General features: G+C 32.4%; 17 protein-coding genes. 12 read left to right on the top strand and 5 right to left on the bottom strand.

Features of this window, described 5'->3' with window-relative positions; all coding sequences use genetic code 11:
* Positions 1-2 precede the first annotated feature (2 nt).
* On the bottom strand, positions 3-542 hold the full coding sequence (locus ACKTSU_RS00600) for a ComF family protein (protein WP_408034452.1): 540 nt from the start codon (positions 540-542) through the stop codon (positions 3-5).
* 207 nt (positions 543-749) lie between these two features.
* On the opposite strand from ACKTSU_RS00600, the gene ACKTSU_RS00595 reads away from it, so the two are divergent.
* The 5 genes from ACKTSU_RS00595 to ACKTSU_RS00575 all read left to right on the top strand — a co-directional run bounded on the left by ACKTSU_RS00595 (position 750) and on the right by ACKTSU_RS00575 (position 5,169).
* Entirely contained in the window at positions 750-1,310 is a 561-nt protein-coding gene (locus ACKTSU_RS00595; RefSeq protein WP_408034451.1) for a class I SAM-dependent methyltransferase, read from the top strand.
* Between the two features lie 46 nt (positions 1,311-1,356).
* Positions 1,357-2,259: a hypothetical protein gene (locus ACKTSU_RS00590; protein WP_408034450.1), complete on the top strand. Its 903-nt coding sequence runs from the start codon at positions 1,357-1,359 to the stop codon at positions 2,257-2,259.
* 59 nt (positions 2,260-2,318) lie between these two features.
* Positions 2,319-3,197: a hypothetical protein gene (locus ACKTSU_RS00585; RefSeq protein WP_408034449.1), complete on the top strand. Its 879-nt coding sequence runs from the start codon at positions 2,319-2,321 to the stop codon at positions 3,195-3,197.
* 107 nt (positions 3,198-3,304) lie between these two features.
* Complete coding sequence (locus ACKTSU_RS00580; RefSeq protein ID WP_408034448.1) at positions 3,305-4,852, top strand: glycine--tRNA ligase; 1,548 nt, start codon at positions 3,305-3,307, stop codon at positions 4,850-4,852.
* 89 nt (positions 4,853-4,941) lie between these two features.
* A complete protein-coding gene (locus ACKTSU_RS00575) occupies positions 4,942-5,169 on the top strand; it encodes a hypothetical protein (RefSeq protein ID WP_408034447.1) in 228 nt (75 codons plus the stop codon).
* A gap of 28 nt (positions 5,170-5,197) precedes the next feature.
* Here the strand turns inward: ACKTSU_RS00575 and ACKTSU_RS00570 are convergent, their stop codons facing one another.
* Together ACKTSU_RS00570 and ACKTSU_RS00565 are read right to left on the bottom strand one after the other, a co-directional pair.
* Complete coding sequence (locus ACKTSU_RS00570; RefSeq protein ID WP_408034446.1) at positions 5,198-6,835, bottom strand: G-D-S-L family lipolytic protein; 1,638 nt, start codon at positions 6,833-6,835, stop codon at positions 5,198-5,200.
* 11 nt (positions 6,836-6,846) lie between these two features.
* Positions 6,847-9,672, bottom strand: coding sequence for a TonB-dependent receptor (locus tag ACKTSU_RS00565; RefSeq protein WP_408034445.1), 2,826 nt, complete (start codon positions 9,670-9,672; stop codon positions 6,847-6,849).
* A gap of 193 nt (positions 9,673-9,865) precedes the next feature.
* Between ACKTSU_RS00565 and ACKTSU_RS00560 the strand changes: the two genes are divergently transcribed.
* Entirely contained in the window at positions 9,866-10,801 is a 936-nt protein-coding gene (locus ACKTSU_RS00560) for a bifunctional riboflavin kinase/FAD synthetase (protein ID WP_408034444.1), read from the top strand.
* Between the two features lie 54 nt (positions 10,802-10,855).
* Entirely contained in the window at positions 10,856-12,130 is a 1,275-nt protein-coding gene (gene serS / locus ACKTSU_RS00555; RefSeq protein ID WP_408034443.1) for a serine--tRNA ligase, read from the top strand.
* 92 nt (positions 12,131-12,222) lie between these two features.
* Here serS and ACKTSU_RS00550 read toward each other — a convergent pair whose 3' ends face one another.
* Complete coding sequence (locus tag ACKTSU_RS00550) at positions 12,223-12,366, bottom strand: hypothetical protein (RefSeq protein WP_166627718.1); 144 nt, start codon at positions 12,364-12,366, stop codon at positions 12,223-12,225.
* Between the two features lie 121 nt (positions 12,367-12,487).
* Between ACKTSU_RS00550 and ACKTSU_RS00545 the strand changes: the two genes are divergently transcribed.
* The 5 genes from ACKTSU_RS00545 (at position 12,488) to mgtE (ending at position 17,108) form a co-directional block, all read left to right on the top strand.
* Positions 12,488-14,266, top strand: coding sequence for a tetratricopeptide repeat protein (locus ACKTSU_RS00545; protein ID WP_408034442.1), 1,779 nt, complete (start codon positions 12,488-12,490; stop codon positions 14,264-14,266).
* Between the two features lie 92 nt (positions 14,267-14,358).
* Positions 14,359-14,688 (top strand): DUF4286 family protein, encoded by a 330-nt coding sequence (locus tag ACKTSU_RS00540; RefSeq protein ID WP_274634273.1) that lies wholly within the window; start codon positions 14,359-14,361, stop codon positions 14,686-14,688.
* A gap of 2 nt (positions 14,689-14,690) precedes the next feature.
* A complete protein-coding gene (locus tag ACKTSU_RS00535; protein WP_408034441.1) occupies positions 14,691-14,879 on the top strand; it encodes a hypothetical protein in 189 nt (62 codons plus the stop codon).
* 12 nt (positions 14,880-14,891) lie between these two features.
* Positions 14,892-15,695 (top strand): 16S rRNA (adenine(1518)-N(6)/adenine(1519)-N(6))-dimethyltransferase RsmA, encoded by an 804-nt coding sequence (rsmA, locus tag ACKTSU_RS00530; RefSeq protein WP_408034440.1) that lies wholly within the window; start codon positions 14,892-14,894, stop codon positions 15,693-15,695.
* A gap of 63 nt (positions 15,696-15,758) precedes the next feature.
* Positions 15,759-17,108 carry a magnesium transporter gene (mgtE, locus tag ACKTSU_RS00525; protein WP_408034439.1) on the top strand — a complete coding sequence of 450 codons (1,350 nt, stop codon included), beginning with the start codon at positions 15,759-15,761 and terminating at the stop codon, positions 17,106-17,108.
* A 47-nt stretch (positions 17,109-17,155) separates the two neighbouring features.
* On the opposite strand, the gene ACKTSU_RS00520 is transcribed toward mgtE, so the two are convergent.
* Positions 17,156-17,833: a LysE family translocator gene (locus ACKTSU_RS00520; RefSeq protein WP_408034438.1), complete on the bottom strand. Its 678-nt coding sequence runs from the start codon at positions 17,831-17,833 to the stop codon at positions 17,156-17,158.
* Positions 17,834-17,835: the final 2 nt, after the last annotated feature.

The raw sequence follows: 17,835 nt of genomic DNA, 5'->3' as shown, positions 1-17,835 counted from the left end.
TACTATCCTTTTTGAGTATACGCCATAGTAGCAACACTAATGGTTATATTTTTAGTTTTTAACAATTCGTTTGCACAAGCTTCTATCGTTGCTCCAGTTGTAATCACATCATCAATTAATAAAACATGTTTGTTTTCAAAAATTGTGGTGTTTGCTAATTTGAATTTTGTGTTACTATCAGAAAAACGTTCAAATCGCTGTTTTAATGTTTGCGTTTTAGTTGTTGAAGACCTAATAAGTACATTTGGTTTATATTCAACATCGAGTATCTTACTTAATGCTTCTCCAAATAATGTTACTTGATTATAACCTCTTTTTCTTTGTTTTTTGGGATGTAATGGAACGGGAACAATATAATCTATACCTTCAAAAACATTCATATCTACTAAATTACTTCCAAACCACTCACCAATAAAAACTCCTATTTCTGGTTGGTTTTTATATTTTAATTGATGAATAAGTTTTTGGGTAATTCCTTCTTTTTGATAATACAAGAAAGAACGTACTTCTTCTACAGGAACTCTACCATAAAAAGTTGACATTAATGTAACATTTATATGCTCATTATCGTCTATAATTGGAAGATCATTTTTACAAAATGTACATAGAAATTTTTCATTTTGAAGTAACGCTATTTCACAATTTATACATAAATTGGGATAGAATACATAAAATATATCTTTTAAAAATTGCATCTTTACAAGCCTCTTTTTAACAGAAAGATACAAAAAGTAACAGAAAACGATATTTTGAGCACTAAATTTAATTTTTTTAAAGAAGCAGTAAAAAACTACAAAACATCAGGTACAATTATTCCTAGCTCAAGGTATTTGGCTAATAAAATGCTAAAAGAAATTGATTTTACTACGGCGGAAGTAATTGTAGAATTAGGACCTGGTAATGGAGCGATAACACACCATATTTTAAACAAAATTAAGTCTAATACTGTATTAATTTGCTTCGAAATTAATGATGCTTTTTACCGAGAATTACAAAAGATAAAACATCCACAGTTAATTGTTCTAAAAGCATCTGCTGAAAAAATTAAATCAGAACTTGAAAAGTTAGGTTACACTAAAGCAGATTACATTGTTTCTAGTTTGCCTTTAACCATTATTCCTAAAGAAATTTCTCATGCTATTTTAGTAAAGAACTATAATTTTCTTGCTACCAACGGAGCTTTTATTCAATACCAATACAGTTTAACTTACTACAAGAAATTAAAAGATGTTTTTGGTAACGATATTGACCTTAGTTTTGAACCTTTAAATTTTCCACCTGCATTTATTTACAAATGTGTTAAAAAATAAATAGTATATTAGCACAAAACACAAATATGCATCATCCACGCTAAAAATGATGATCCCTTCAAAAATAAAAAATAATGGCTTTACAGCCTTTTTGATTCTATTAGTGGTTATTATAGGAGTTCTTTCCTATCAAAACGCTAAAGATTATTCCGAATTAAAAGCCGTTTTCGAATTAGACAAAGAAGAATTAGAGCAAGAACTTACCTCCATAATTAAAGATTATAAGCAAGCTAGTTTTAAGAAAAACGAATACTCTTTAAGATTAAAAGATGAGCTAGAAAAAGTTGTTCAACTAAGAGATTCTGTTAAAAACTTAAAAGAAGCCGATTACCGATTTATACGATACTATAGAAAAAGAACAAAAATTCTCATCGAAGAAAATCATAAGCTTTTTGAAAAAATAAACTACCTAAGTAGTATAAACGATGAGTTACTTTCAAAGAACGATAGTGTTAACCAAGCACTACTCTTCAAAGAACATCAAAACACAAAGCTATTTAGTATAAATAACCAATTAAACAAAGAACGTAAAGTTTTAAAAGAAAAAGTTGCCATTGCTGAAGTTATTGAAATATCAACAATTAAAGCTGAAGCTCTTAAAAAAAGAAAAAACGGAAAATACACTTCTACAACAAGATCAGAAAAAGTAAATGCTTTTAAAATAGAGTTCGATTTATTAGAAAATAAAGTAGCATCACCGGGACCTAAGGAAGTACACATTCAAATTACTGACAACAACAACAATGTTGTGGCGCCCATAAAAGATGATTGCGCACACAACAATAAAAAGACACCATGTAGTGATGTTTTAATCGCTGATTACAACAACAGACAACTATCTATGGTTTCATTTGTAAATATAAATAACAAAATCAATGCAGGTGTATACCATATTAATACTTTTGTAAATGGCATTAACGTTGGTAATAATTCATTAGCTTTAAAATAAAAAACAAACCCCACAATAGATAGAAAAACACATATTATAAATTCAATTCCCCTAAAATCATGAACAATCAAAAAAAGAAGAATGTACTAATTGTCGTACTCGTACTTCTAACAGTTTTCCTAATTTTTTATGCTCAGCAAAAAACAAGCGAAAACAAAACACTCAACAACATTTTCTTAGAAGAAAAAGCCGATTTACAGCAAGATCTTGACGAAATGATTAAAGATTATACAGATGTTGTTGTTGGCAAAAAACGTTTAGCTGATAGATTAGAGATAGAGCTAACAAAAATGAAGAGTTTAAGAGACTCTATAAAAGATTTAAAGTCTGACAACTTCAATTTAATCAGAAAATATCGAAGAAGAATTGCAACTCTAGAGCGTGAAAACAAAAAGTTATTTATTCAAATAGACTCTTTAAATAGTGCTAACGAAGCCTTAACTCAAGAAAATGTTATTGCTAATGAAATTTTACAACAAAAAGACAGCGTAAATGAAAATTTAGTAGAAAAAAATAAAGAGCTAGAAGCTAAAGTAGCTATTGGTGGTATTATAAAAACAAGTCCGGTTAAAGCTGTTGCGATGAAAGAACGTAGTAGTGGAAAACTTACCTCAACTTCTAGATCAAATAGAACTGATGCATTTCGAATAAATTTTGATTTATTAGAAAACCCTATTACTTCTGCTGGTGAAAAAAGAGTTTACATTCAAATTACTGATGAAAACAAGAATGTAATTGCCCCTAAAGGTAAATTCAGTTTAAAAACTGGTACTCAAGTTCAATATACCGATTCGCTTGAAGTAAATTACGACAACAACCGCTTAAGCTTAGTTTCTTTAGTATTGGTTAATCGTGACGACATTAAAAAAGGAACCTACGTTATAAGCGCATTTGTTGACGGGGTGTATTCTGGAAACACTAAAATTAAGCTTAAATAAAACAATAGTTACATACAATATTTCAACAAAAGTGAAGAGTTAACTAAATTCTTCACTTTTTTCTTTTTCAATACCCTAAGTTCAAATCCTTATTTTATTTTTGCAATATGGCAAAACAAGAAGATCAATTTAAAAAAGTTTTATCGCACGCTAAAGAATACGGTTATGTATTCCAATCATCTGAAATTTATGACGGATTAAGTGCGGTATATGATTATGCTCAAAACGGAGTAGAATTAAAGAAAAATATTCGCGATTATTGGTGGAAAGCAATGGTGCAAATGCACGAAAACATTGTAGGTATTGATGCTTCAATACTAATGCACCCTACCACTTGGAAAGCTTCTGGGCACGTTGATGCTTTTAACGATCCATTAATTGACAATAAAGATTCTAAAAAAAGATATAGAGCAGATGTTTTAGTAGAAGATTACTGTGCTAAAATTGAAGCTAAAATTGATAAAGAGGTAGCAAAAGCTGCGAAACGTTTTGGCGATGCCTTTAATAAAGAAGAATTTGTATCAACGAACGCAAGAGTTTTAGGGTATCAAGAAAAAATCAATACTATTTTAAGCAGGTTAGCTAAATCCTTAGAAAATGAAGATTTAGCAGATGTTAAAGCCTTAATTGAAGAGTTAGAAATTGCTGATCCGTTAACTGGTTCTAAAAACTGGACAGAAGTAAAGCAATTCAACTTAATGTTTGGTACCCAATTAGGTGCTTCTGCAGATAGTGCTATGCAAGTATATTTACGTCCTGAAACTGCACAAGGAATTTTTGTAAACTTCCTAAACGTACAAAAAACAGGTCGTATGAAAATTCCTTTCGGAATTGCACAAACAGGTAAAGCTTTTCGTAACGAAATAGTTGCTCGTCAGTTTATCTTTAGAATGCGTGAATTTGAGCAAATGGAAATGCAATTTTTTGTAAAACCAGGAACTCAAAAAGAATGGTATAAAAAATGGAAAGAATCGCGTTTAAAATGGCACCTATCATTAGGAATGGGAGCTAACAATTATCGTTTTCATGACCATGAAAAATTAGCACACTATGCTGATGCTGCTGCTGACATTGAGTTTAAGTTTCCTTTTGGATTTAAAGAATTAGAAGGAATTCACTCACGTACCGACTTCGATTTAAAGGCACATGAAGAGTTTTCTGGAAAGAAATTACAATATTTTGATCCTGAAGAAAACAAAAACTATGTACCATACGTAGTAGAAACTTCTATCGGTTTAGACAGAATGTTCTTAGCTGTTTTCTCTAACTCTTTACAAGAGGAAGAATTAGAAAACGGTACTACTAGAACAGTATTAAAATTACCTGCTGTTTTAGCTCCAACAAAAGCAGCTATTTTACCATTAGTTAAAAAAGATGGGTTGCCAGAAATAGCTCGTAAAATTGTAGATGATTTAAAATGGGATTTCAATGTTTCTTACGATGATAAAGACGCTGTGGGTAGAAGATATCGTCGTCAAGATGCTGCAGGAACTCCTTTCTGTATTACTGTTGATCATGATACTTTAGAAGACAATACCGTTACCATTCGTCACAGAGACACCATGGAGCAAAAACGTGTTAAAATAGAAGAATTAAGCAACATTATTAATCAAGAGGTAAATGTACGTTCTTGGTTACAAAAAATGGAAGCATAGTCTTTTAAAACCGTAAAACAAGCAAAAATCCTAAGCCTAACCGTTTAGGATTTTTATTTTTGTATTAGAAAACTATTTCAAAAGAACAGATGAAGACATTACTTAAAATATTATTTGTAATTTTTTTACTATGGATGATTGTAGGAGCTTACCTTTTAAACACTAACCACCCCAAAGGTCAAGTTGTAATGGGATTAGGTGTTTTATACATGTCATTTGTATTGATGCCTATATTTATATACCATAGATATAAAGATGGTAAGTATAAAAAATATATTATCAATTCTGATAAGAACAAAAAAAAAGCTGAGAATTAATTCTCAGCTTTTTTTTTCTAAATTCTGTTTATTGTAACAAAGGCGAGTAGTTTGTTGGGTAATCTACTGCTTTTGCTAAACCATCTTTGGCATCTTCAAAATTAGAACCATATGTTTTATCAATCGCTAATAACATTTGGTTAGCCATTAACGCATATCCTCTAGCTGTTAAATGAATTCCATCTAAACTCACTAAACCTCCAGTTGCTAAACTCGTATTTAAGTTGTAGTCTCCAAACTCTAAACCTGTAGTAGAAGCTTTTTCTAAAAGAGCTTTTAAGTCAACAAAAGCCAATCCTTTAGCTTCCGCCATTGCTTTTATTGTTGTATTGTATCCATCTGTAGCTGTTTTAATTTCTGCTTGTTCTTCTGGAATTAACACCCATTTATCTTCAAGAGGCAGAGAAATACCTTCTACAGAAAACATTCCCGCTAACTGTTGTGGTAAACCTTGAGACATTAAAAAACCAACTGAATCAGTATTAACCTCTCCTATTATAGCACTACTTGGTAGCACTAATAAATCTGCTTCTGTTGCTTGTCTTGCTTGACCATAATAAGTCCCTAATAAACCTGCCACTTTTTGTAATGTAGTTGCATCTGTAGGCAAACCGAAACTTGCCACAAAAGGAGGGAAAGTAGGACTTGCTAATAATGTTCCGACAATTTGAGCCGTTTTATCTTCTAATGACTCATCTTTAATCACAACAGCACTCGCAGCGTCTGTAGCAAAAACTATTGATCTTTCTGGAACACCTATAGCTTCAAAAACTCCATTAATAGCTCCAAAAACGTTATTTAACACTGGTATCTGGGCTGCAAACTCTTCATTTGAAGGATCTAATGGAGCGTAAGGCACAGTTGTAAAATGTGGTAATGTTGTAATGTAAGGTAAATTTGCCACTACACCTTTAGCATCCGAAGTTGGTGCTAAAGTATTAATAATAGCTCCAAATACTTGTTCAAAAAGTGCTTGCTCTGTGATCTCTCCAGCTGCACCACCAGCAACAGCATAATCTAACACGTCATTCCCTCCTATTTCAGATAAAGTGAAAAAAGTTGGTTGTTTAGATGCTATTTCAGCTAATAAGGTAGATTGAGCTGGACTCATTCTAACAAAATAAGGATTAGCTGTAGCTGGTTCTACCTGTAAGCCAGCAGGACTACCGTAACCTGGAGCTAAAAAATGAAAACTTTTCACTCCTGGAATCCCATAATTACTAAAACTTGCTGCATTTGTTGCTGGATACCCCACTATAGTTGTAGGTGTTTTATCAAGTCCTGTTGGTAACCCTGTTGAAGTATCAAAATAATATCTTGGGTCTAAAACAACCTCTCCTGTTACTGGATGAATCATTCCCCCAATATTATCTTCCATTAAAGGTTGATTAAAATCTCCACCTCCTACCATAGCAAATTTACTTGCTAAAATATTTGGAAAAGAATTTTGTTGTCCAATCTTGAACAAAGCTCCATCAGTATACCCTGCTGTAAAAGAACCTCCTACTGCTATATAATTTGAAAAGTCTACACTTCCTGCACTTAAAGCAATATTGTTTTCTACTTCAGTTTCTTCTTTAATTTCTGGTAAGGTATTATCTACATCACAGGCAGCAAAACCTAAAAATAACGCAGATAAAAAAGTATATTTTATTGTGTTTTTCATTGTTTCTTTTTTTAGTTGTTGATAGTCCATGAAATGTAGTATTGAGAACCAACAGCTCCTACTCCTGGAGCACTTAAGTATTCTTTTCCTGTTAAGTTAGAACCTCCTACTTTGAAGATTGACTTAATTGAAGGGATAGAGTAGTTAACTTGAGCATCAAGAACCGTTCTGTCTTCAATTGTTCCTTCTAAGAAAGATGACTCCCAATAGAATTCATCTTGCCAACGTAAGTTAACATTGAATCCGAAGTTTTCAAATAAACTTGTGTGTCCGAATTGTAATTTAACTTTATGTTCTGGTGTATTGAACCCTGCTTCAAAATCTGGATCTGATGCTTGGTCAAAATCTAGCTTAGACCATGTATAGTTTAATCCAAGATCAAATCCGTTAAGAACTTTTGTACTCAACCCTAATCCTAAACCGTAAGAACTAATATCTGCAGTAGAGTTTGTTCTAAAACCTACACCTGCATAATCTCCATTTTGTAAAGCTAGCAAAGCTAATTCTCCTTGAGTTACATTTGGAATACCACTTGGTTCTGAGCTTCCTACTTTTCCATAAAAAGGAACCGCAATATTTTTAATAGAAATAAAATCTTTATAATCGTTATAGTAAGCACTTAAATCAATTCCTAATTTGTTTTCTCCTGTTGAGATTGCTCCACGATAACCTACTTCGAAAGAAGTTACTTTTTCAGGTTTTACTAAATCAAAATCTGACTTTTCATACGTTTGTTCATCAATTGATTTTGCAGAAAAAGCATTTTCATAAGCATCTCTACCTGTATATGTTGTTGTAGGTGAGCCTAAAATTGCAGCCCCCATTGGACTTAAATCTATTGGTGCAGAAGTAAATCTATCTAAGTTATCTTCAGCTGTACCTATTAAAGTTCCTCCTCCAGTATCTAAACCAATGTATTGATCTTGCGTTGTTGGATTACGGAAACCTGTTTGAAAAGAAGCTCTGAAGTTATGGTTTTTCATTTCACCTGCGGCATACGCTAACGATAAACGAGGTGAAACATTTCCATCAAAATTCATTGCTTTATCATAACGTGCAGATGCAGTTAACTTTAAGCGATCATCCATCATTTTCTTCTGAATTTGTGTATACACACCAAACTCATCATAATCGATTGGCCCACTATTATCGGTATAAATTGTTCCATACGAATTTAAACTATATTGTCTGTATGATCCACCTACTTGTACCTCAGCCCAATCAATATAATCACGTAAGTTTAAGTTACCATCTGCATGATACAACTGTGTATTATCTTTAAATTTAGACCCTGTTCTTAAATCTGGATCACTAGTAACTTTATCAAAAGCTGCTTTAAACTCAGGTGTTCCTGGTATATAACGCCCTGTATCTGCTGCTTCTCTTGCTGCTTGATGCATTTGTTTTTCAGATAATCCTTGTGGGTTACCAGCTAACATAATACCAGCATACGTTTGAATATAATCTCCAAACCAATCTTTATCAGATTTCCATTGTCTGTTTAAGTTGATAGCTGTAAAACGCGTATCGTAAGAATCACCTGCATCTTCACCTGTGTAATATCCTCTTATAAAGAAGTTTTTACCTCTAACCTCTAACTTATGTTGCTCCATAAAGAAGTTAGCAATGTTATATCTGTTTTGTCCTTGATAAATAGTATTTCCTCTACCGAATTTAGAATTCCAAATAATCTCAATACGGTCATTTCCTAAAGGACGGAAGTGTAATGCTCCTCCGAACTTCATACTTTTTGCTTCATTACTCATTAAATCAACTTCATTATATCCTGTTCTCGTAACTCTTACATCTGGAATAATTCCTAAACCTGAAGCTGTTCTTATGTTTGTTCCTACTTCATCTCCGTAAACGTTTACCCCATCATAATCAATCGCTGAATCTGCATCTCCTTCTCTTCTAAAACCTGCTTTGTATGTACCACCAACTCCTGATGTGTTTCTATAATCTGTTGCATGCCACTCTTCTCCTTTTAAGTAAGAAATAGTTGCTTTAGCTGCGAAATAGTCGTTAAATGTATGAGCCATACGCATACTAACATCGTAAAACTTATTATCTCCTGCTGCTTCTTGACTAGTTAAACCGCTTTTAACTACTGCACTAATTCCTTGCTCGTTAAAAGGGTTTTTACTACGCATTAACATAATACCATTAAATGCATTTGCCCCATATAATGCAGAAGCTGCTCCTGGTAAAATCTCTACACTCTTCACATCTAATTCAGACAATCCTAATAAGTTTCCTAATGAAAAGTTTAATGCAGGAGAAGAGTTATCCATACCGTCTACTAACTGAACAAAACGCTCATTTGCAAATGCAGCAAAACCACGAGTATTAACAGACTTAAATGTTAAACTACTTGTATTAATATCAACTCCTTTTAAGTTTTCTAAACCATCATAAAACGAAGGAGCAGAAGTGTTTTTAATTTCTCTAATATCAAAACGTTCAATTGTTACAGGTGATTCCATAACACGTTCTGGGGTTCTAGAAGCTGAGATAACAACTTCATCTAACGAAGTAGCATTTTCGGTTAAGTTAACCTCAACAACTTGGTTGTTTTTAGTTATCTCAACTGTTTGTGTTTGATACCCTAGAGAAGAGATTTCAATTGTAAACGGCGGGGTATCTGTTACCGTCATTGTAAACTTTCCGTCAAAATCAGTAGAAGTACCTACTGCTTTTCTTGAAACCTTAATGTTTGCTCCTGGAATAGGTTCACCTAAAGAGACATCTTTAACCGTACCCGTAATTGTAGTTTGAGCAACCATTATTGCTGTGCCGAATAGCACAAATGCAACAAGTAATAGTTTTTTCATCATAATGTAAAATAATTTGTTAACTGCTTTGCAAAATACAATTTTTTTTCATTTACGAAATATACCGTGTTCTTTTTTACTATTTTATTAATTTATTAGATGTTTTTTTTACTAAATCTGAATTTTAGATTTTATTCTTGAAATATTATTTATCCTCTTATACAAATTGTATTTTTGCTTAAATTTATTTGTAACCTTGGAAATTACACATTCTATTTTTGACTTCACTCCTACTCAAAAAACAATAGTTACCATTGGTACTTTTGATGGTGTGCACATTGGGCATCAAAAAATTATTGAAAAGCTAGTGCATGAAGCAAAATCTAGCAAAAAAAAATCGGTACTACTTACTTTTTTTCCACACCCTAGAATGGTGTTACAAAAAGACGTTTCTATCAAATTGATTAATACAATTGAGGAACGCGCACAACATCTTGAAAAATTGGGTTTAGATTATTTAATCATTCATCCGTTTAGTAAAGAGTTTTCAAGACTTACTGCTCTAGACTTTGTTCGAGATGTTCTAGTGAATCGACTAAACATTTCTAAATTAATTATTGGCTACGATCATCACTTCGGAAAAAATAGAGAAGGAAACATTGAACAGCTAACTGAATATTCTCATTTATACGATTTTACAGTTGAAGAAATTCCTGCTCAAGATATTGATGAAGTTTCGGTAAGCTCTACCAAAATTAGAAAAGCACTTGCCAACGGTCAGTTAAAAACCGCTAACAACTATTTAGGATATAACTTTTCTCTCACAGGAAAAGTTGTAAATGGTAAACAATTAGGCGGAAAAATAGGATTTCCAACTGCTAATATTGATGTTTCTGAAGAGTACAAGTTGATTCCTAAAACTGGTGTTTATGTTGTAAAATCAACTATAGACAACGATACTGTTTATGGAATGATGAATATTGGCAACCGCCCTACTGTTGATGGCGAGCACCAAACCATTGAAGTCCACTTTTTCGATTTCAATCAAAACCTATATGATAAAGAGTTAACCATTGAACTGTTATACTTTTTAAGAGATGAACAAAAGTTCGATTCTGTTCCCGATTTAATATCACAACTTAAAAAAGACAAAGAAACTTCTTTAAACTACCTCAAAACAATTAGCCTATAGCATTGTTTAAGTCTGTTGCTTCTTTTATCTTTGCTTTTCTTAAAAATTAAAAAGATGTTACAGGTTCAGTTTATTAGAGAAAACAAACAAACTGTTTTAGACGGATTAGCAAAGCGTAATTTTGCTGATGCCGAAGCAATTATTGAAGAAGTATTAACTACTGATGAAACACGTAGAGCTACACAAGTTTCATTAGACAATATATTGGCTGAATCTAACAAAATATCCAAGGAAATTGGTGGTCTTTTTAAATCTGGTAAAGTTGAAGAAGCGAATCAACTGAAAACAAAAACAGGTGAATTAAAAGAGGAATCTAAACAATTAACCGAAGAGTTAAACGCTGCTGCTGATAAATTAAACGAGTTATTGTATCAAATCCCTAACATTCCGCATGCTTCTGTAAAAGCAGGAAAGAATGAAGAAGATAATGAAGAAGTTTTTAAAGAAGGAATTATTCCTGATTTAGGAGAAAACGCATTACCTCACTGGGAATTAGCTAAGAAATACGATATCATCGATTTTGAATTAGGTGTAAAAATTACAGGTGCTGGTTTTCCTGTATATAAAGGAAAAGGAGCTCGTTTACAACGTGCTTTAATCAACTATTTCTTAGATAAGAATACAGCGGCTGGTTATAATGAAGTACAAGTTCCTCATTTGGTAAATGAAGCTTCTGGTTTTGGTACGGGACAGTTACCTGACAAAGAAGGACAAATGTATCATGTAACAGGTGATAACTTATACTTAATTCCAACAGCTGAAGTTCCAGTAACCAATATGTTTAGAGATGAAATAGTACAAGAAAGTGATTTACCAATTACTGTAACTGGTTACACTCCTTGTTTTCGTCGTGAAGCGGGAAGCTACGGAGCACATGTTCGTGGTTTAAATCGTTTACATCAATTTGATAAAGTTGAGATTGTTCGTGTTGAGCATCCTGATAATTCATACAATGCCTTAAACGGAATGGTAGAACATATCAAGGAAATTTTACGTGAATTAAAATTACCGTATCGTATTTTACGTTTATGTGGTGGTGATACAGGATTTACTTCTGCCTTAACTTTTGATTTTGAACTATACTCAACTGCTCAAGAACGTTGGTTAGAAATTAGTTCTGCTTCAAACTTTGAAACTTTTCAAGCAAATCGCTTAAAATTACGTTTCAAAAATAAAGAAGGAAAGAGTCAATTAGTACACACTTTAAATGGAAGCTCTTTAGCATTACCTCGTGTGTTGGCTGGTATTTTAGAGAATTACCAAACTGAAAACGGAATTAAAATTCCTGAAGTATTAGTTCCTTACTGTGGTTTTGATGTGATTGATTAATCAATCTTCACTATAAAAATGAAAAAATCCCAAGCCTCAATTACGACGCTTGGGATTTTTAATTAATCAATCCCCATTGAAAAAAAATATGTTTAGTTGGCAACTACCGCTACCATTAATCTCTTGTATTTGTTCATTTCAAGCAATGCTTCAAAATATTGAGTTATTTGACCTTTTCTCATAAACTCATTTGCATTCTGCTTTGCTATCTCGTATTGTGTAGTAAAGTTTTTCATAATTAACATTGTTTAGTTGTTTTACTAATAAGACAAAGTTCGTGCCAAAATGTTACAGTACTTTTCAAAAAAGCACCCCTTTTAATAGTATTTTAACAATTATGTTCAGTATTTTTGATAAATGAAAAGAGTCGTTATTCTATTTAATTTACTGGTATTTAGTTTGTTTTGTCATGCGCAACAAAACGAATTTATCATTGCTGAAAATTATTTTAGAAATAATGAATATGAAAAAGCAATTCAGTTATATAAAGAGTTATACAACCAAAGCCCTTACAACACTACTTATTTAGAAAGATTAATTACTTGCTATCAAGAAACCGAACAATTTACAGTAGCTGAAGAGCTTCTTTTTCAAAAGTTAAAAGAAAAACCAAATTTAGCTTACTTGCATGTTGTTCTAGGTCACAACTTCGAACGTCAAGAAAAAATAGATACTGCAAACAAACACTATCAATTAGCAATAGAATCCATTAATAATAAAGCTAATTACGGAGCATTAATTGCTGGTATGTTTAAAAATTACAGCAAACTAGATTTAGCTATTGAAACCTTTCAAAAGATAATGGATATAAATCCGAAAGCTAATTATGGGTTTCAAATGGCTCAAATTTATGGTGAGAAAGGTGATTTTAAACAAATGTTCGAATCATACATCGATTTGGTTGATAAAAACGAAGGCTACCTCAACAATGTTAAACGTTATGCTGGCAAATACTTAACCGATGATAGTGAAGATGAAAATAATATTTTATTCAAAAAAGCTTTATTAAAAAGATCTATAAGTAATCCAAAAGACATTTGGAATGATCTACTTTCTTGGTTGTTTATTAGGCAAAAAGAATACAGCAAAGCACTTATTCAAAGCAAAGCATTATTTGCCAGAGATCCTGATAATTTAAATAGAATTAATGAACTAGGTAAAATAGCTTTGGAAAATGAAGACTACGAAACTGCTAAAGAATGTTTTGATCTTATTATAGAAAACACCAATTATCCAAGAGATAAGTTTGAAGCCATAAACAACAATCTGAGAATAGCTATAGACACCAAACAACCAGACATTGACCAACGTTTTGATGCTATTTTTAAAGAATATGGTATAAATTCAAACACATTGTTCACTCAAATAGCTTATGCTGATTATTTAACCTTTACCAAAAACACCCCTGAAGAAGCTGAAGTTATTTTACACAAATCTTTAGATTTTTCTAACTCAAGATTTATAAAAGCTTCTATAAAATTAAAATTAGGAGATGTTTTAGTGTACATGGGTAAATTCAATAAAGCTCTCATTTATTATTCGCAGGTACAAACCTCATTTAAAAATCATAATATAGGTCAAGAAGCTCGTTTTAAAGTTGCCCAAGCATCTTACTTTAAAAATGATTTTAAATGGGCTAAAGCACAACTAAAAGTTTTAAAAGGATCAGCCTCTCAACTTATTGCCAACGATGCTGCAAACTTGTTTTTAACTATTTCAGATAACGAACCTAAAGACAGCATTTCTTCTGGATTAAAAGAATACGCCAAAGCCGATTTGTTAGCTTTTCAGAATAAAAACGACCAAGCTATTGCTGTTTTAGGTGAAATTATTACAACTTATAAAGGACAAGCTATTGAAGACGAAGCCTTGTTTAAACAAGCCCAATTATTTATTAAAAAGAAGCAATATGATGAAGCTATTTTAAACTACGCTAAAATCATAGTCTTAGATAAAAACGGAATTTATGTTGATGATGTTTATTACTACATGGCAGAATTATACAACAACGAATTAAATAACCCTGAAAAGGCAAAAGAATACTATCAAAAGATTATTTTTGACCACCCTTCGAGTATCTATTTAGTAGAAGCTCGTAAAAAGTTTAGAAAACTAAGAGGAGACGATATTAATTAATGTAAGTATTTTGCTGTTTATCAATTAAACACACCTAATCACAACCTTATTTAACACATTAATTTATCTACTCATTATAAATTATTAAAAAGATGTACATATACAACGTAACCGTAAATATAGACGAAAGTATCCACGCTGAATGGTTAACTTGGATAGAAAGCCATATTCCTGAAGTGTTAGCAACAGGGCATTTTATCAGCGCAAAAATGACGCAAGTCCTAGTAGAAGAAGAAATGGGAGGAATTACCTATTCTATTCAATATACAGCAAGAACTCGTGAAGATTTGGATAACTACTACAAGTATAGTGCAGATAAATTACGTAATGACGGATTAATAAAATTTGCAGATAAAATGTTAGCATTCCGTACAGAACTTAAAGTAGTGAATGAGTTTTATCCTACAGTGAACAGCAACTAAACATGCAAGAAAAAATCTATCAAAAGAAAAAACTACTTATAATCGTAGGAATACTCATAGCAACTTTAGGTGGAGTTATGGGGTATTACACTTATGACAACAACCCTTGGGAAACCATTAGTGGAGTAATTAGCGGGATAGGTTTTGGACCAACATTTATAGCCTTAACAATAAAACCACCAACCAAATAGATACAATAAGAAATGACCGTAAGAGCTAAAAAACATTTAGGACAGCATTTTTTAAACGATGAAAACATTGCAAAAAAAATAGCTGATACTTTAACCGAAAACGGATACGATAATGTATTAGAAATTGGTCCTGGAATGGGGGTTTTAACAAAGTATTTGTTAGAAAAAAAACCTAAGGTTACCGTAATGGAACTTGATTCAGAATCGGTGGTTTACTTACAAGACACATTTCCTGTTGAACATATTAAGTTAGACACTTCAAAAGAAAAATTTAATATCATTGAAGGTGATTTCTTAAAAAAGGACTTTACAGAAATATTCAACAAACAACAAGTAGCTATTATAGGAAACTTTCCATACAATATTTCATCGCAAATTGTTTTTAAAGCAATTGAAAACAGAGACTATGTTCCTGAATTCTCTGGAATGTTTCAAAAAGAGGTAGCTGAACGAATTGCTGAAAAAGAAGGAAGCAAAACCTACGGAATATTATCCGTATTAACGCAGGCTTTTTACGATGCTGAGTATTTATTTACGGTTCCTCCGTCAGTATTCAACCCACCGCCAAAAGTAGATTCTGGAGTTATTCGTCTTATCAGAAAAGAAAATTATACACTTCCTGTTGATGAAAAATTATTCTTTAGAGTCGTAAAAACTGCTTTCAATCAACGAAGAAAAATGCTTCGTTCAAGCTTAAAATCTTTCAATCTTTCGGATACCTTAAAAGAAGACCCTATATTTGCGATGCGTCCCGAACAATTATCGGTACAAAAATTCATAGAATTGACACAAAAAATAGCGCAAGACAACAGTTAAACGCTTATTTTTAAGTTAGTTTTAGAACATTCAACTCTCTATTATCGGCTAAAATCGTAAACGATGGCATTAGACATTACGAAAGACTTACTAGAGCGCGTAGAAGAGCTTATACAAAATCAGAAAGATAAATCGCTTTCTAAATTCTTCTCAGAATTCCACCACGCGGATATTGCTGAAGTATTAGATGAGTTGTCTTTTGATGATGCTGTATATATCATTCGACTACTTGATAGTGAAACTACCTCAGAGGTATTAATGGATGTTGACGAAGAGGTACGTGAAAACATTCTAGAACAACTTTCTGCCAAAGAGATTGCCGAAGAAATAGATGAATTAGATACCGATGATGCTGCCGATGTTATCGCTGAACTTCCAGAAGAGCGTAAACAAGAAGTAATTCAACAAATTGAAGACCGTGAACACGCTAAAGAGATTGTTGAATTATTACGTTACGATGAAGATTCTGCTGGGGGATTAATGGCAAAAGAGCTTGTAAAAGTTAATGAAAACTGGAATGTACTTACCTGTGTAAAAAAAATGCGCTTACAAGCAGAAGAGGTTACCAGAGTGCATTCTATTTACGTAGTAGATGATGAAGGAAAGTTAAAAGGACGTTTGTCTTTAAAAGACCTTTTAATGGCGTCTACTCGTGCAAAAATATCAGACGTTTATATTCCGAAAGTAGACTTTGTTCATGTTCATGATAAAGCTGAAGAAGTCGCTAATATTATGAGTAAATATGACCTTGAAGCTATCCCTGTTGTTGATGAATTAGGTGTTTTAGTTGGAAGAATTACCATTGATGATATTGTTGATGTAATTAAAGAAGAGGCTGAAAAAGATTACCAATTAGCTGCCGGTATTACCCAAGATGTAGATTCTGAGGATAGTATTTTTGCCTTAACCAAAGCACGTTTACCTTGGTTATTCTTAGGAATGGTTGGTGGGCTGAGTGCTGCTAGCATTATGGGAGTTTTTCAAGATGCTATGGAAAAAAGTCCTATTCTCTTTTTATTTACACCACTAATTGCGGCGATGGCGGGTAATGTAGGAGTACAATCCTCAGCAATTATTGTACAAGGTTTAGCTAACGATGGAATTAAAGGTTCTATCTGGAATCGTTTATTAAAAGAAGTTTCTTTAGCAATGCTTAACGGTATAATCTTAGCTGTTTTACTATTTTCTTTTGTCTGGATAACTAAAGGAGATTTTCAAGTAGCTTTAGCTATTGCTTCTTCTCTGTTTTCAGTTATTATTGTAGCTGGTTTGGTTGGCACCTCTATTCCGTTAATTTTAGATAAGTATGGAATAGATCCCGCTATTGCAACAGGACCTTTTATTACGACTTGTAATGATATTTTTGGAATTCTAATTTACTTTTCAATCGCCAAAATGATTATTGGCTTTTAATCGTAGGGCGATAACTTAGGATTAAATTCCTCGAAGCTTGCCGTTATTTAATCTATCGATTCTACTTTTTCAATTAGATTGTCTATTTTTCCGTTAGGAATAAAACCTTTCAACATTAGCACTGCTCCGAAAACGATGAGTAATATTCCCATTCCGCGTTTTATACGGTAAATAACTAAAGGAGTTAATCTGCTTTTTAACTGTTTTGCTAAAAGTATCTTTCCTAAATCGGCAATCATATACCCTGCTATTACAGTACCAAAATACCATACTAAATACTTCGGATTCATATCGTAAGTAGGACCAATTACCACAATCAATCCTAACCAAAACGCTAACACTCCAATATTAATAAAGTTTAAAAAGAATCCTTTAAGCAGCAGTTTTAGGTAGTTGTTGCTTTCTGGTAAAGCAACATCTGGTGCTTCTGCTTCCTTTTTATTGTTTTTATCTAAATACGTAATTAACCCGTAAACGATTAAGACCAATCCGCCGATAAGGAACAATCGCGGATCGTCTTTTATTTTTTCTAACAAACTTCTACTTCCAAAATAGGCAATTAACATAAAAGAAATATCTCCTAAAATCACCCCAAGATCAAAGGCAATAGCTGCTCGAGCACCTTTTAAAATACTTGTTTTTATTAACATAAAAAACACTGGCCCTATCATAAAAGCCATAAAAACACCTACTAAAAAAGCATTTTTAAAATCGTAGAAATCCATAG

Source organism: Tenacibaculum aestuarii, from assembly GCF_964510395.1.
In the GTDB taxonomy this organism is placed as follows: domain Bacteria; phylum Bacteroidota; class Bacteroidia; order Flavobacteriales; family Flavobacteriaceae; genus Polaribacter; species Polaribacter aestuarii.
Note: the sequence above shows the minus strand (reverse complement) of the source record. Positions and strands in the feature narration are given on the sequence as shown.

Bases quoted from the DNA above. Each gene is read 5' to 3' on its own strand.
- ACKTSU_RS00590 (WP_408034450.1), top strand. From the start codon at position 1,357: ATGATGATCCCTTCAAAAATAAAAAATAATGGCTTTACAGCCTTTTTG.
- serS (WP_408034443.1), top strand. From the start codon at position 10,856: ATGTTACAGGTTCAGTTTATTAGAGAAAACAAACAAACTGTTTTAGAC.
- ACKTSU_RS00585 (WP_408034449.1), top strand. From the start codon at position 2,319: ATGAACAATCAAAAAAAGAAGAATGTACTAATTGTCGTACTCGTACTT.
- ACKTSU_RS00535 (WP_408034441.1), top strand. From the start codon at position 14,691: ATGCAAGAAAAAATCTATCAAAAGAAAAAACTACTTATAATCGTAGGA.
- ACKTSU_RS00540 (WP_274634273.1), top strand. From the start codon at position 14,359: ATGTACATATACAACGTAACCGTAAATATAGACGAAAGTATCCACGCT.
- ACKTSU_RS00570 (WP_408034446.1), bottom strand. From the start codon at position 6,835: ATGAAAAACACAATAAAATATACTTTTTTATCTGCGTTATTTTTAGGT.
- rsmA (WP_408034440.1), top strand. From the start codon at position 14,892: ATGACCGTAAGAGCTAAAAAACATTTAGGACAGCATTTTTTAAACGAT.
- ACKTSU_RS00580 (WP_408034448.1), top strand. From the start codon at position 3,305: ATGGCAAAACAAGAAGATCAATTTAAAAAAGTTTTATCGCACGCTAAA.
- ACKTSU_RS00550 (WP_166627718.1), bottom strand. From the start codon at position 12,366: ATGAAAAACTTTACTACACAATACGAGATAGCAAAGCAGAATGCAAAT.
- mgtE (WP_408034439.1), top strand. From the start codon at position 15,759: ATGGCATTAGACATTACGAAAGACTTACTAGAGCGCGTAGAAGAGCTT.
- ACKTSU_RS00565 (WP_408034445.1), bottom strand. From the start codon at position 9,672: ATGATGAAAAAACTATTACTTGTTGCATTTGTGCTATTCGGCACAGCA.
- ACKTSU_RS00575 (WP_408034447.1), top strand. From the start codon at position 4,942: ATGAAGACATTACTTAAAATATTATTTGTAATTTTTTTACTATGGATG.
- ACKTSU_RS00545 (WP_408034442.1), top strand. From the start codon at position 12,488: ATGAAAAGAGTCGTTATTCTATTTAATTTACTGGTATTTAGTTTGTTT.
- ACKTSU_RS00520 (WP_408034438.1), bottom strand. From the start codon at position 17,833: ATGGATTTCTACGATTTTAAAAATGCTTTTTTAGTAGGTGTTTTTATG.
- ACKTSU_RS00600 (WP_408034452.1), bottom strand. From the start codon at position 542: ATGTCAACTTTTTATGGTAGAGTTCCTGTAGAAGAAGTACGTTCTTTC.